The sequence below is a fragment of the Bradyrhizobium sp. SSBR45G genome, from assembly GCF_030159255.1.
In the GTDB taxonomy this organism is placed as follows: Bacteria; Pseudomonadota; Alphaproteobacteria; order Rhizobiales; family Xanthobacteraceae; genus Bradyrhizobium.
Window position 1 is genome coordinate 176,744 of the sequence record NZ_BSCT01000009.1, and the last position, 13,303, is coordinate 190,046.

The window sequence follows — 13,303 nt, forward strand, 5'->3', positions numbered from 1 at the left end:
GACAGGTGCGATGCAGCGAGAAGTCTGCGCGAGGGTTTATCCCGCGCAGGCCGAAAGCGCTGCGTTCTTGTCCTTCACGGCATTCCGCGCCATTTCGACGGCGTGCATCAGCTCGCCCGGCCGAAACGGCTTCTGCAGGTAGACCACCCGCATCAACTGCTCCGACATCGCCGCCCCGTCGAAGGCGGTCATGCCGGAGACGGCCACGACCGGCACATCCGGAACCAGCTCACGCATGTCGCTGACCAGATCGAGACCATTGGAATCATCGAGATAGATATCGACGATCACGGCGTCGAACGTCTGGTCACGGAACAATTGCAGTCCGGCCGGAGCGGTTCCCGCTTCGACCACATCGAACTGATTGACGCGCAGCACCATGCTGATCATGGCGCGCACGTCCTTCTGATCGTCCACCACCAGGATACGTGGCATTCAGTTCTCCAGAAATTTTTCGTTGGACAGCCTACAACATAAAAAGAAATCAGCTACAACTACGGGTATATTTATCCCGGTTGCGGTAAAGGTGCAGTTACTTCAAATCGCGACTCATTGTACCGAACGTTTCAGATTGGCACCATACCACCTTTGATTGAATAACTTCCTTTTTCGCGCATTTGTCGTTCCGGTGCCGCTTCGGCACGTCGACGGCCGATGCGCAGGACTTTGGAGATGCAGAGCATCGAGGATACTCGCGAAGTTCTTCTGTCGACTTCCCCTGCAACCCGTCGGGACCAACGCGCAGCACTCGCTGCTGTTGCAGTCTCGGTCATGGTCTTTGCCGCCGTCGCTCCCTTCGCCAAGGTGCAGCTGCCGGCGGCGCCTGCGTTCGTGGCGAGCTACCAGTCGGCGCTGGCGCTGAACGATCTCATCACGGCGTTCCTGCTGTTCTCCCAATTCATGTTGCTGCCTGCACGGGCGCTGTTGTGGCTTGCCTCTGGCTACCTGTTCACGGCGGCGGCAGCGTTGCTGCACACGCTCGTCTTCCCCGGCCTGTACTCACCGACCGGCCTGCTCGGCGCCGGACCGCAGAGCGCTGTCTGGATCTACATGATCTGGCACGGCGGCTTCCCGCTGTTCGTCATCAGCTACGCGCTCGGTCGAAACAGCCGGCTCGTCTCCGTCAACTCCGTTGCAGCATCGCTCGCGCTTGCCATCATCGGCATTGCGATCGCGCTGGCGGCGCTGGTGTGGACCGTGATCGCGCAGGAGGCGGCACTGCCTGCGCTCATCCAGGACAACACGGCGACGACGGCATTGAAGGTCGTGGTCGGAGCCATCTGGTGCGTGACGCTGGTCGCCCTCGTCATGCTGGCGTCACGGCGGCCGCACAGCATTCTCGACCTCTGGGTGATGGTGGTGCTGTGCGCCTGGCTGTTCGATCTGTCGCTGTCCTCGCTACTCAATGCTGCCAGATTCGACTTAGGCTACTACGCCGGCCGCCTTTACGGCCTGCTGGCGGCAAGCTTCGTGCTCGGCGTGCTGCTCGCGGACAATGTCGGCCTGCAGCGGCGCCTGTCGCGGCTGCTGCAACAGCAGCGCCGGCAGAACGAAACCGAGCGGGCGCGCTTCATCGCGCGCGAGCGGCTGTTCAGCGCGGTGGTGGAATCCTCCAACGACGCCATCATCACGCTGACCCTGCACGGCAAGATCACGTCGTGGAATCGCGCCGCCGAGCAGCTGTTCGGCTATGGCGCCGACGAGGCGCTCGGCAGCGACATCGGCCTCATCGTTCCTCCCGAGCGGCGCAGCGAGGTCGATCGCATCCTCAGCCTGATCGGCGGCGGCGAGACAATCGAGCATCACGAGACGGTGCGCCGCCACAAGGACGGCCACGCGATCGAGGTCTCGCTCAGCATCTCCCCCATTCACGACGCACGCGGCGCTGTCATCGGAGCCTCCAAGGTCGCGCGTGACATTACCGAGAGCAAGCGCACCCGCACCGCGCTGACCCGCGAAACCGAGGAGCGGCGGCGCATCTTCGAAACCTCGCAGGACCTGATCCTGATCGCGGATTCCCGCGGCAATTTGATGCAGGTCAGCCCGAGCGCGCGAGTCATCCTCGGTTACCGGCCCGAGGAGATGGTGGGCCGCAACGCCAGCGACTTCGTCTATCCGCCGGAGCTGGACATCGTTCGCAGCCAGATGCGCGACTGCCGCCGCGGCCGGGACATCCACAATTTCGAGGCGCAGCTGCTGCACAAGGAGGGCCGCGGCGTCGTGCTGAACTGGATGGCAAGCTGGTCGGACCCGGTCCAGCGGCATTTCTTCATTGGGCGCGATCTGACCGAGAAGCGTGCCGCCGAGGCGCAGTTCCGTCAGGCGCAGAAGATGGAGGCGGTCGGCCAGCTGACCGGCGGCGTCGCCCACGACTTCAACAACATCCTCACCGTCATCACCGGCAGTATCGGAATTCTCGCCGAGGCGGTCGCCGAACGGCCGGAGCTCGCCTCGATCGCCAAGCTGATCGACGACTCCGCAGATCGCGGTGCGCATCTGACGCGGCAGCTGCTGGCCTTCGCCCGCAAGCAGCCGCTGCAGCCGACCGACCTCGACGTCAACGCGCTGATGATCGAGGCTGCGGCGCTGCTGCGACCCACGCTGGGCGAGCATATCGAGATCGAGCGCATCCTCTGCGCCGATCCGTGCACCGCGCTGGCCGATCCGAACCAGCTCGCCACCTCGGTCGTCAACCTCGCGCTCAATGCACGCGATGCCATGCCGCAAGGCGGCAAGCTGACGCTGGAGACCGCGAACGTCACGCTCGACCAGGACTATGCCCATGCCAACACCGAAGTCGCCGTCGGCGACTATGTGTTGATCGCGGTGAGCGACACCGGCTGCGGCATCCCGCCGGCCTATCTCGACAAGGTGTTCGACCCCTTCTTCTCGACCAAGGGCGTAGGCAAAGGCACCGGGCTCGGCCTCAGCATGGTGTTCGGCTTCGTCAAGCAGTCTGGCGGACACATCAAGGTCTATAGCGAGGTCGGCCACGGCACCTCGATCAAGCTCTATCTGCCGCGCTCGACCGCGACGCCCGCGGCGACCGCGGAGCAACACCTGCCGAACGCGACCGGCGGCGACGAGACGATTCTGATCGTCGAGGACGATCCGCTGGTGCGCCAGCACGTCGTCACCCAGGTCGGCAGCCTCGGCTACACGACCCTCGCTGCGGCCAATGCCGCCGAGGCGCTCGCGGTGCTGGAGCACCATCCGGAGATCGATCTGCTCCTCACGGACGTCATCATGCCCGGCGGCATGAACGGGCGGCAGCTCGCCGATGCCGCCCGCGCGCAGCGGCCGTCGCTGAAGACGCTGTTCACCTCGGGCTACACGGAGAACGCGATCGTGCACCACGGCCGCCTCGACGCCGGCGTCCTGCTGCTGGCCAAGCCCTATCGCAAGGCGGAGCTTGCCCGCATGATCCGTATCGCGCTGGACCGTTGAAGCCCGACGCCCGGATGAGCGCAGCGACATCCGGGGTCACCAACATCGCGCGCGAGACCCCGGATATCGCCGATCCGGGCTGAGAGGCCCGGGCCAGGCCGGACTTGCATTGAGCCGGCGCACGGGCTGAGCTATCCGTCCGCCAACGTCACCATCGCGAGAACAGCTTTGCAGAACCTCCTCACCGACATTGCGGGCGTGCGTGTCGGCCACGCCGATGATGCGGCGCTCGCGTCCGGCGTCACCGCGATCCTGTTCGATCAGCCCGCGGTCGCCGCGATCGACATTCGCGGCGGCGGGCCTGGGGTGCGTGAGGATGCGCTGCTCGATCCCGCCAACACGGTGGAGCAGATCGACGCGATCGCCTTGTCCGGCGGCTCGGCGTTCGGGCTGGAGGCCGCGAGCGGCATCCAGGCCTGGCTGGCCGAGCAGGGCCGCGGCTTTGCCGTGCGCGACGCGCTGATCCCGATCGTGCCCGGCGCGATCATGTTCGACCTGCTCAACGGCGGCAACAAGGCCTGGGGCCGCTATGCGCCCTATCGCGAACTCGGCTATTCGGCCGCCGCTGCGGCGGATACGAGCTTCGCGCTGGGCAGCGTCGGCGCCGGGCTCGGTGCCACCACGGCTACGCTCCAGGGCGGGCTCGGCTCGGCGTCGGCTGTGACCAGCCGCGGCATCAAGGTCGCGGCGATCGCCGTGGTCAACGCGGTCGGCAGCGTCACCGTCGGCGATGGCCCGTGGTTCTGGGCGGCGCCCTATGAGCAGGACGGCGAGTTCGGCGGTCGCGGCCTGCCGGCCACGTTCACCCCGGACATGCTGGCGATGCGCCTCAAGGGCGGCCGGGCGGCCTCGAGCGCCGAGAATACGACGATCGCGCTGGTCGTGACCGACGCCATCCTGACCAAGGCGCACGCCAAGCGGCTGGCGATGATGGCGCAGACCGGCATGGCACGGGCGATCTATCCGGTGCATCTGCCGCTCGACGGCGACATCGTGTTCGCGGCGGCGACCTGCGCCAAGCCGGTCGAGCCGCTGGTCGAGTTGAGCGAGCTCGGCATGGTCGCCGCCAACGTGCTGGCGCGCGCGATCGGGCGCGGCGTCTATCATGCGAAGCGGCTGCCATTCGCAGGCGCCCTGCCATGCTGGCAGGAGCGCTTCGGCGGCTGAGCCTTACGCGCTCACCGCCGTTGCGGCGGACGTCGAGGACGACAGCAGCTTGGATTGCCGCTGGATCAGCTTCTCGATCAGATTGTAGGACGATGTCGCGGCGTTCGATGCCGTGGTTGTCGCCGGCGTATTCAACGTGACCTTGGAGCCATCGGCGTAGGTGATGGTGGTCGTGGTCGAGCCGTCGCTGTTGGTGCTGGATGAGCTCGACGCGCCCGACAGCGCCTGCATCAGCGCATCCGCGCCGGTCGAACCGCCGCCGGCACTGCCGGCTCCCGCCTCGTGATGGTGATGGCCACGACGACTGCCGGCGCCCTGCAGCGCCGACGACAGCTCGTTCAGGCTGACATTGCCGTCGCCGTTGCTGTCGAGCTTGCCGAACACCTTGTCGGCATTGGCGAGGTTGGTGCCGCCGGCGCCGAGCGCACTCTCGAACTCGGACTTGGTGATCTGGCCGTCGCCATCGCCGTCGATCTGCGAGAACAGGTCCTGCAGCGGATTGGTCGAGGCGCTCGCATTCGTCGAGGTGCCCGACTGGCTCTGCGCCGCCAGCAGCGCGCTCATCGTCTCCGGCGCGATCTGCCCCGAGCCGCTGCTGCCGGAGCTCGACCACGGGCTGAAATTGCCCGCGCTGCTCGCGCCCTTGCTGCCGAGGCTGAACAATCCGCCGGCCGAATTGCCGGACTTGCCGGAACCGGACTTCGTCGATCCCAGCGACTGCAGGCCGTCCAGGACCGACGAGGCGGCCCCCAGTGCAAATCCCCACATGGCGAAACTCCGAGAAGGCCGCAAGCTGCGGCGGCACACCATCTGCCGCTCTCCTCGCAATCCCCATGCCAGCGCCAAACCGCTGATATGTCCGGATATTTCGCGATGTTGCGGCGGCCTGAACCCGGCAGTTCATGCCGCGCCCGGCAGATTTTTCCCGCTCGCGTTGCCGCAGCCGCCTCTGCATGATACGGCGACATCCCCGATCGCACTGGAACAGCCGCCCATGACCCAGTCCTTCACGCCGCGTCCGCTCGTCATCGCGCCCTCGATCCTGGCGTCGGATTTCTCCAAGCTCGGCGAGGAGGTGCGCGCCGTCGATGCCGCCGGCGCCGACTGGATCCATCTCGACGTCATGGACGGCCATTTCGTGCCGAACATTTCCTACGGCCCCGACGTGATCAAGGCGCTGCGTCCGCACACCACCAAGATCTTCGACGCGCATCTGATGATCACGCCGTGCGATCCCTATCTCGAGGCCTTCGCCAAGGCGGGCTGCGACCACATCACCGTGCATGCCGAGGCCGGCCCGCATTTGCATCGCTCGCTGCAGGCGATCCGCGCGCTCGGCAAGAAGGCCGGCGTCTCGCTCAACCCGTCGACCCCGCTGAACGTGATCGAATACGTGCTCGACCTCGTCGATCTCGTGCTGATCATGTCGGTCAACCCCGGCTTCGGCGGCCAGGCCTTCATCACCTCGGCGATCGGCAAGATCCAGGACCTGCGCGCGATGACCGCGGGCCGCCCGATCGACATCGAGGTCGATGGCGGCGTCGGCCGCGACAATGCCGGCGCGCTCGCGGCCGCTGGCGCCAATGCCTTGGTCGCCGGCTCCGCCGTGTTCAAGGGCGGCACGACGGAGGCCTATCGCAGCAACATCGCCGCGATCCGCGATGCCGCAGCGTCGGCGCGCGGCGAAGCGATCTGAGCACGGACGCGAATGCACACGCTCACGCCGCAGCCGCTGACCAAGGCGGCCTTTGCGCGCTTCGGCGACGTCGTCGAGACGGACGGCGCCGCGCCGATCGAGATCAACCAGGGCTTTGCCCGCCGCTGCAACAGCCTCGCCGCGATCGACGTCACCTCGGGCGGCGTCGACGTCAATGTCAGCCTGTTCGAGGCGAAGCCCCGCCCGCTGCCGATCGAGATCAGGCTGATGGAGCGGCATCCGCTCGGCACCCAGCTGTTCATGCCGCTGCAGGACCGGCCGTGGCTGGTGCTGGTGTGCGACGACCCGCGCGATCCCGCGAGCTATTGCGCCTTCACGGCAAGCGGACGCCAGGGCGTGAACTACGCCCGCAACGCCTGGCATCATCCGCTGCTGGTTTTCGATGAGGCCTCGCGCTTCATGGTGATCGACCGCATGAGCCCCGACAATCTCGAGGAGCTGTGGCTGGAGCAGCCGCTGTTTCTCAGTATACCCTGAACGATGGCGCGCAGGATCGGCGATCCGCGCGCAGGAGAGACGACGATGGACAAGCCCAACTACTTCGTGCCGCATGGCGGCCACCCGCCGCAGACCGATCTGCTCACCGGGCGTGCCGTGTTCACCGAGGCCTATGCGGTCATTCCGAAGGGCGTGATGCGCGACATCGTCACCTCGGCGCTGCCGTTCTGGAACAAGACCCGGACCTGGGTGATTGCGCGTCCCCTCTCCGGCTTCTCGGAGACGTTCTCGCAATACATCGTCGAGGTCTCGCCCGGCGGCGGCAGCAGCCAGCCCGAGCCTGATCCGGAGGCCGAGGGTGTGTTGTTCGTCGTCGGCGGCGAGATCACCCTGACCATTGCCGGCAAGGAGCATCGCCTGAGCAGTGGCGGCTACGCCTTCCTGCCGCCGTCCTGCAAATGGACGCTGCGCAACGACAGCGACGCGCCCGCGACCTTCCACTGGATCCGCAAGGCCTATGAGGCCGTCCCCGGCATCCCGGTCCCGGACGCCTTCGTCACCAACGAGGCGACCATCGCCCCCGCGTCGATGCCGGACACGCAAGGGCGCTGGGCGACCACCCGTTTCGTCGACCCGCTCGACGTCCGCCACGACATGCACGTCAACATCGTCACCTTCGAACCCGGCGCGGTGATCCCGTTCCTGGAGACGCATGTGATGGAGCACGGGCTCTACGTGCTCGAAGGAAAGGCGGTCTACAAGCTCAACCGCGACTGGGTCGAGGTCGAGGCCGGCGACTTCATGTGGCTGCGTTCGTTCTGCCCGCAGGCCTGCTACGCCGGCGGCCCCGGCCGCTTCCGCTATCTGCTCTACAAGGACGCCAACCGGCACATGAAGCTGCGGCCGTTTCGGTGAGGTCGCGTAGCATCCTTTAAAGGGCGCCTGAACGCAGCTTCGATGTCGATCATTCCCGAACGCCTGGAGAGCTTGATCGAAGCGGAATTGGCTGAGCTGTCCGACAAGCGTGTGCTCTCGCACATCCGCGGCATGCTCGTCGCGCCTCACATGGTGCTGCGCGATTGGGACTATGGCCAACCCGGCCAGCAATATCCCTGCTGGTTCGTGCTTCGCGATCAGGAATCCGGCGCGGAGATCGCCTATTGTGAGCAAGGCTTCGGACCACGCTCCCCCTGGGGCCTCGTGAGCTCTGCCGACGCGCCGGAGTGCCGCCATATGGGCATGGACTCCGGCTGGTTCACGTCGTTTCTGGATGCCTTTTTCGACTCCTTCGCTTGCGTGGCGCTTCCGATCTGGAAGGTGATTAGGATCGATGCAAAGGGTACCCGAACCTGTCTGACCGACGACGGTCCGTGGGAGATCACATGGCAGCGCGTCTACGAATTGCGCGAGCGTGATCGGGCGAGCCGCTATGATTGCGGTCACGACATCACCTATCGCTAGGAGCGCAGCTTGTTGATTCCCGACCGCTTCATCGTGTCCGATCACGACCATTGGCGGGTCAATCACCGCATCGACGCTAAGCTGCCCGGCTACCTCATGCTGGCCACGAAGCACGACGTCGACGACCTCTCGCTGCTGCCGCATGCGGCGCTGCTGGAGCTCGGACCATTGCTCGCGCGGCTGCAGGCCGCGCTGCGGACGATCTTCCAGCCGGTGCGGATCTATGTCGGCCGCTACGGCCATTCGCCGGGCTACCCGATCCATTTCCACGTCATCCCCGTGCATGGCTGGGTCGAGCGGCTGTTCTGGCAGGACGAGCGCTACCGCGCCCTGCAGCAATTCGCCGGTCCCGCGCGCGACACGCCAACCGACGGCGCCGAGCTGACGCTATTCATCTGGCGCGAACTCTGCGAGCGGCCAGGCCCGCCCGACATCGAAGGGCCTACGGTCGAAGACACCATCGCTCTGCTGCGGGGTGAACTCGCCGGCAACTGATAGCTCCGAGGCAAGGCAGTGGTCCGCCGTCTTCTCCAAATAATCATCATTGGTCAGTTGATTCGACGTCCCTTGATCTGCCAGGGTCCCGGATTGAGCGAGAGGCTCGCTCCGCCAGTGTCATCATGCAAAAAGGCAAGACGGGTATGGTCGCCGGCGTCGACGAAGAACGTATCGTCGGACATCGGAACGACCGCGATCGGCAAGCCCGGCTCGAAATCGAGGACGGGTAACGCACCAGTCGCCTCGACCTGGAGCACGCCGTCTTTGATCTCGACCCGAAGATCGGTCCCCGCAATTCGGATCGGAGCACGGACGACCGTCATTTCGATCTCGCGTTCCGGTCCCTCACGTCTGACGTCAAGACGGATCGAGCTGCCAACAGGCCCGCGCATCTTCGCCAGCGCATCGCCCAACATCATTTCTCGCGTGGACTCGCCGTCGAGATTCGAAATGATATCGTTGGTCTTGACGCCTGCACGCGCCGCCGGAGCATCCGGAACGATGGACGTTACCTTGAGCTTTCCGCCTTGCATCATCACCTGAAGGCCGACGCACCGAATTCCGTTTGCAGGTCGCGCGAACTCACCGAGGCAAATCGATAAGTCCCGACGAAAGCCTCGAGCGCCGTACGATCAATCGTAACCGGTACCGGTACGCCTTGATCAGGAATGCGAAGCGCTCCATAGGCGAGGTTGCGGAATCCCGCATTGAACGAAGCGCCCGTTCCGGACGCGACCTGGACCAACTGAATAGCTATGAGTTGCTGCTCCGGATCGATCCAAAAGTAAGTGCCTCCGGCGCCCATCCACATGAAGCTGCCGAGCGATCCGGGAACGACGCTCATCTTGGGATCGCTGCGGATTGCAAAGCCGAGACCCCAGGTCGAGCCTGAGAGCGGCCCGACGATGCCGCTGTTGATGCCGGCGAAGCGGACCTGCGGCGGCAGCGCGTTCGCCGTCATTCGCCGCACAGTCACCGGCTCGAGAATGCGGACTCCGTCGAGCGCCCCACCATTTAGCAGCATCTGGCAGAACCGCAGATAGTCGGCGGCAGTCGACGCGAGCCCGCCCCCACCGGAAAACAGCACGGTCGGCTTGGCCACGTCTGCCGAAATACTGTCGGGAGGTCCACCCCAACCACCAGACGGAGGATCGACCAGACGGGACAGCTTCGAAGGCGGCACCGAAAATCCGGTGTCGACCATGCCGAGCGGCCTGAACAGACGCTCCTCGAGAAACTGATCGAATGGCTGCGCCGAGACGACCTCGACGACCCGCGCGAGAACGTCAACGGAAAGACCATAGTCCCAGACCTCACCCGGCTGATGAGCAAGCGGAAGCCCGGCCAGAGCCGAAAACGATGTCGGCGAGGGTCTTGTCGCGGCGAAACACACCGCTCTTGCCATACAGTCTGCCATTGTAAAGCCTGTCGACCTTCGTCGCCCCTACGCCATAGACCAGGCCGGCAGTGTGACGCAGCAGATCCTCGACGATCATCGGCCGCTTCTGCGGCTCGAGAGCGAGATCGCCGTTACCGATCGCCGGATCTTTCGGATCGACGGCAACCATCATTCCCTTCAGTTCGGGGAGATAGCGATGAACCGGAGCAGCGAGATCCAGACGGCCCTCGTCGACCAGGATCATCGCTGCCACGCTGGTGATCGGCTTGCTCATCGAGGCAATCCAAAAGATCGCATCGGTCTGCATTGGGCTGGATCTGGCCTGGTCGCGAAAGCCGACCGCGCGCAAATAGGCCACTTTGCCATGGCTCGCGATCGCGGCCACCGCGCCGGAGAAGGCGCCGGCGTCGACCTGCGCATGCTGCCAGGTCGCGATCCGCGCCAAGCGTGACGACGAGAAGCCGAGCGACTCGGGGTCGTCGGCCGCAACGGCGCATGCGCGGCCGAAGGTTGTCACGACGAGTATCAGCGCGACGAGCGTCCATGCGGCAACACCAGAACGGTTCTGCGTCATGTCGGATCTCTGCTGGTCTGGCAAGACCGTGACGGTCGAACGCCGCACCGGCGGCGGCGGCGATTTAATGCTACAGATCGTAACACTTCGGATCCTGCGAGGTCAATCCCGCGGTCCCGAACGCCGCGGGGCGGATTGCTGTGTGACATCGGTCCAGAGATTCGAGAATGATGCAGCTCGCCTTTCGGACGCTCGCGACGAAATGGGATGAGAACGGACGACTAGACGCATGCTCGTGGCAACTGCGCGCCTACCAGCGCGGACGGATCTCTAGTGGGAAGAGATGGCCGTCAGCCTTGGATGCACGAAGTCCGCCGCAGGCCTCGACGCGTTGCGCGACGGCGGCGCGATGGTGGCGCTTGATGTCGGCCAGCAGCGCTGGCGCAACGTCGCAAGCATCCTGATGCTTGCGTGCGGAGCGCTCGAGGTCGGCCCACGCGACGGAGTATTGGACGTAACGAGAGCAGAGATCGGCACCCGCAACATCCACGACCTTGCCGGAGGCCGCTTCGGCCTCCGCATACAATTAGGCCAGTTCCGGACATAACTCCAAAGCGCCTGCGGGCGCAGTGATGCCCAGCAGCACGACCGCCATGATCTGGGTTCGGTGGAGCAACACGGATGGCCTCGCTGCTGCCGTTTGACGGGGCGCAGCAACATCATAACACGGTCGCCGATCGTCGTGAACGGGGCGCAAGCGAGCGGCAAAGCGCGACGGTCGGGGGTGCCGTTCATGTTCGCATTGCCACCGCTGGCGGAGGCGGCGCTGGAGCCGCAAGCCGCTGCAGGCCCATGAGAGGCCTCTCCTCATGGGCCTTGAACATCGGTTCGATCGCGACCTCGACCAATCCGCGCTGGGCGTCCGGCTCCGTCATTCTCCCCCTGGCGTTTCTCCCTCACGCCGCCTGATACTCCACCTCCTCGGCTGTGCCGCGGTCGAGCACGGCCTTTGCCTTGGCGTAGTCGAGATCGTTCTCCCAGGCGGCGACGACGACGGTGGCGACGCAGTTGCCGATCAGGTTGCCGACGGCGCGGGCGATGCCGACGAACCAGTCGACCGACAGCACCAGGACGAGGCCGATGGCGGGGATCGCCGGTACGGCGCCGAGCGTCGCCGCGAGGATGACGATGGCCGAGCCCGGCACGCCATGGGCGCCCTTGGAGGTCACCAGCGAGACGCCGAGCACCAGCAGCAGGTCGCTCACCGACAGCGGCGTGTTGGTGGCCTGGGCGATGAACACCACGGCGAGCGTCAGGTAGATCGAGAATGCGTCGAGGTTGAACGAGTAGCCGGTCGGGATGACGAGGCCCACGACCTCCTGCTTGACGCCCATCGCCTCGAGCTTGCGCATGATCTGCGGCAGCACGGAGTCGGACGACGCCGTCGCCAGCACGATCAAGAGCTCCTCTTTCAGGTAGCGCAGGAACTTGAACAGGCTGAGGCCGGCAATGCGCATCACGATGCCGAGCGCGATGACCACGAACAGCGCCACCGAGACGTAGAACAGCACGACCAGCGCCAAGAGCTGCTTGAGCGAGCCGACGCCGTATTTGCCGACGGTGAAGCCGATGGCGCCGAGCACGCCGAGCGGCGCCACGCGCACGATCAGGCCCATCGCCTTGAACAGCACCTTGGCGACGGAATCGATGAGGTCGACGACGGGCTTGCCGGGCTCGCCGACCAGCGCCAGGCTGACGCCGAAGATCACGGCGAAGAACAGCACCTGCAGCACGTCGTTGCGCGCGAAGGCGTCGAACGCGGTCGGCGGGATGATGTTGAGGATGAAGCCGCCGAAGCCGCCGCCCTGCAGCTTGTGGGCGTTGTCGGCGAAGCTCGCGAGCTGCTTGGCATCGAGCTTGGAGACGTCGATGTCCATGCCGTGGCCGGGCCCGAACAGCAGCGCCAGCACGAGGCCGAAGGCCAGCGCGATCGTGGTCATGCCCTCGAAATAGACCAGCGACTTGACGCCGACGCGGCCGACCTTCTTGAGGTCACCCGCGCTGGCGATACCGTGCACGACGACGCAGAACACGATCGGCGCCACGACCATCGCGATCAGGCGCAAAAAGGCGTCGCTGAAGAATTTGAGCCCCTGGGCGGTCTCCGGCGCGAGCACGCCGATCAGGATGCCGATCACCAGCGCGGCCACGACCTGGAAGAACAGCGAGCCGAACAGGCTGCCTTTCGGCGCCGCGGTTCCTGCCATGCTCACATCGGTTGCCGCCATCGCAAGTCCCCCTCGTCAAACAAAAAGGCGCGCCCCACGCGCGTCATAACGTCACTCTGGCGGGAGAGCCTTTGAAAGGCAATCGCAGCTGCGCCTGAAATTGAGGCTGTGAATGCCGCTTCGGAGGTCATGGTTGAAACGTGAAGGAATGAGGTGTGGTGCTCCGCCTCGCGATCCCTCTGGAGCGCTGTAGGGTGGGCAAAGGCGCGGCCGGCTGCTTCGACACGCGAGATCGCGGTGGCGCCGTGCCCACCAATTCTGCTGATGAGTTCGCCGTGCGACGGTGCACCTTGACCATGAGGAGCGTCCTCTCCATGAGCACGCTGATCATGGTCAGTTGTCGGGACGGTCCAGCGCGACGCTCGCTGCCAGCC

The 13,303-nt window shown here is 65.4% G+C and carries 15 protein-coding genes; 8 read left to right on the top strand and 7 right to left on the bottom strand.

All coding sequences use genetic code 11. From position 1 onward, the window contains the following. Positions 1 to 36 precede the first annotated feature (36 nt). Complete coding sequence (locus tag QQL87_RS14425) at positions 37 to 435, bottom strand: response regulator (protein ID WP_284419064.1); 399 nt, start codon at positions 433 to 435, stop codon at positions 37 to 39. A 237-nt stretch (positions 436 to 672) separates the two neighbouring features. On the opposite strand from QQL87_RS14425, the gene QQL87_RS14430 reads away from it, so the two are divergent. Both QQL87_RS14430 and QQL87_RS14435 read left to right on the top strand, forming a co-directional pair. Then, positions 673 to 3,447 (top strand): PAS domain S-box protein, encoded by a 2,775-nt coding sequence (locus QQL87_RS14430; protein WP_284419063.1) that lies wholly within the window; start codon positions 673 to 675, stop codon positions 3,445 to 3,447. Between the two features lie 168 nt (positions 3,448 to 3,615). Beyond that, on the top strand, positions 3,616 to 4,614 hold the full coding sequence (locus QQL87_RS14435; RefSeq protein WP_284419062.1) for a P1 family peptidase: 999 nt from the start codon (positions 3,616 to 3,618) through the stop codon (positions 4,612 to 4,614). A 3-nt stretch (positions 4,615 to 4,617) separates the two neighbouring features. Here QQL87_RS14435 and QQL87_RS14440 read toward each other — a convergent pair whose 3' ends face one another. Beyond that, entirely contained in the window at positions 4,618 to 5,382 is a 765-nt protein-coding gene (locus tag QQL87_RS14440) for an EF-hand domain-containing protein (RefSeq protein ID WP_284419061.1), read from the bottom strand. 226 nt (positions 5,383 to 5,608) lie between these two features. On the opposite strand from QQL87_RS14440, the gene rpe reads away from it, so the two are divergent. Genes rpe through QQL87_RS14465 form a run of 5 tightly spaced genes read left to right on the top strand, consistent with a single transcriptional unit; the run spans position 5,609 to position 8,725 of the window. After that, a complete protein-coding gene (gene rpe / locus QQL87_RS14445) occupies positions 5,609 to 6,310 on the top strand; it encodes a ribulose-phosphate 3-epimerase (RefSeq protein WP_284419060.1) in 702 nt (233 codons plus the stop codon). A gap of 12 nt (positions 6,311 to 6,322) precedes the next feature. Further along, positions 6,323 to 6,808 carry an ureidoglycolate lyase gene (locus QQL87_RS14450; protein WP_284419059.1) on the top strand — a complete coding sequence of 162 codons (486 nt, stop codon included), beginning with the start codon at positions 6,323 to 6,325 and terminating at the stop codon, positions 6,806 to 6,808. 45 nt (positions 6,809 to 6,853) lie between these two features. Beyond that, positions 6,854 to 7,684: a bifunctional allantoicase/(S)-ureidoglycine aminohydrolase gene (locus tag QQL87_RS14455; protein WP_284419058.1), complete on the top strand. Its 831-nt coding sequence runs from the start codon at positions 6,854 to 6,856 to the stop codon at positions 7,682 to 7,684. Between the two features lie 42 nt (positions 7,685 to 7,726). Then, positions 7,727 to 8,230: a hypothetical protein gene (locus QQL87_RS14460; RefSeq protein WP_284419056.1), complete on the top strand. Its 504-nt coding sequence runs from the start codon at positions 7,727 to 7,729 to the stop codon at positions 8,228 to 8,230. Between the two features lie 9 nt (positions 8,231 to 8,239). Beyond that, a complete protein-coding gene (locus QQL87_RS14465) occupies positions 8,240 to 8,725 on the top strand; it encodes an HIT family protein (RefSeq protein ID WP_284419055.1) in 486 nt (161 codons plus the stop codon). A 53-nt stretch (positions 8,726 to 8,778) separates the two neighbouring features. On the opposite strand, the gene QQL87_RS14470 is transcribed toward QQL87_RS14465, so the two are convergent. Genes QQL87_RS14470 through QQL87_RS14480 form a run of 3 tightly spaced genes read right to left on the bottom strand, consistent with a single transcriptional unit; the run spans position 8,779 to position 10,701 of the window. Further along, positions 8,779 to 9,261 (bottom strand): S41 family peptidase, encoded by a 483-nt coding sequence (locus QQL87_RS14470; RefSeq protein WP_284419053.1) that lies wholly within the window; start codon positions 9,259 to 9,261, stop codon positions 8,779 to 8,781. A 2-nt stretch (positions 9,262 to 9,263) separates the two neighbouring features. Further along, positions 9,264 to 10,133 carry a serine hydrolase domain-containing protein gene (locus tag QQL87_RS14475; RefSeq protein ID WP_284419051.1) on the bottom strand — a complete coding sequence of 290 codons (870 nt, stop codon included), beginning with the start codon at positions 10,131 to 10,133 and terminating at the stop codon, positions 9,264 to 9,266. After that, complete coding sequence (locus QQL87_RS14480) at positions 10,042 to 10,701, bottom strand: serine hydrolase domain-containing protein (RefSeq protein WP_284419050.1); 660 nt, start codon at positions 10,699 to 10,701, stop codon at positions 10,042 to 10,044. Before QQL87_RS14480 ends, QQL87_RS14475 begins: the two co-directional genes overlap by 92 nt. A 283-nt stretch (positions 10,702 to 10,984) precedes the next feature. Here QQL87_RS14480 and QQL87_RS14485 point away from each other — a divergent pair, with 283 nt between their 5' ends. Continuing rightward, complete coding sequence (locus QQL87_RS14485) at positions 10,985 to 11,248, top strand: hypothetical protein (protein ID WP_284419049.1); 264 nt, start codon at positions 10,985 to 10,987, stop codon at positions 11,246 to 11,248. Positions 11,249 to 11,597: 349 nt separating this feature from the next. Here the strand turns inward: QQL87_RS14485 and QQL87_RS14490 are convergent, their stop codons facing one another. Together QQL87_RS14490 and QQL87_RS14495 are read right to left on the bottom strand one after the other, a co-directional pair. Next, complete coding sequence (locus tag QQL87_RS14490) at positions 11,598 to 12,929, bottom strand: dicarboxylate/amino acid:cation symporter (RefSeq protein ID WP_284419047.1); 1,332 nt, start codon at positions 12,927 to 12,929, stop codon at positions 11,598 to 11,600. Beyond that, the coding region (locus QQL87_RS14495; protein ID WP_284419046.1) for a hypothetical protein at positions 12,911 to 13,303 on the bottom strand (393 nt) is incomplete at its 5' end. The genes QQL87_RS14490 and QQL87_RS14495, both read right to left, overlap by 19 nt.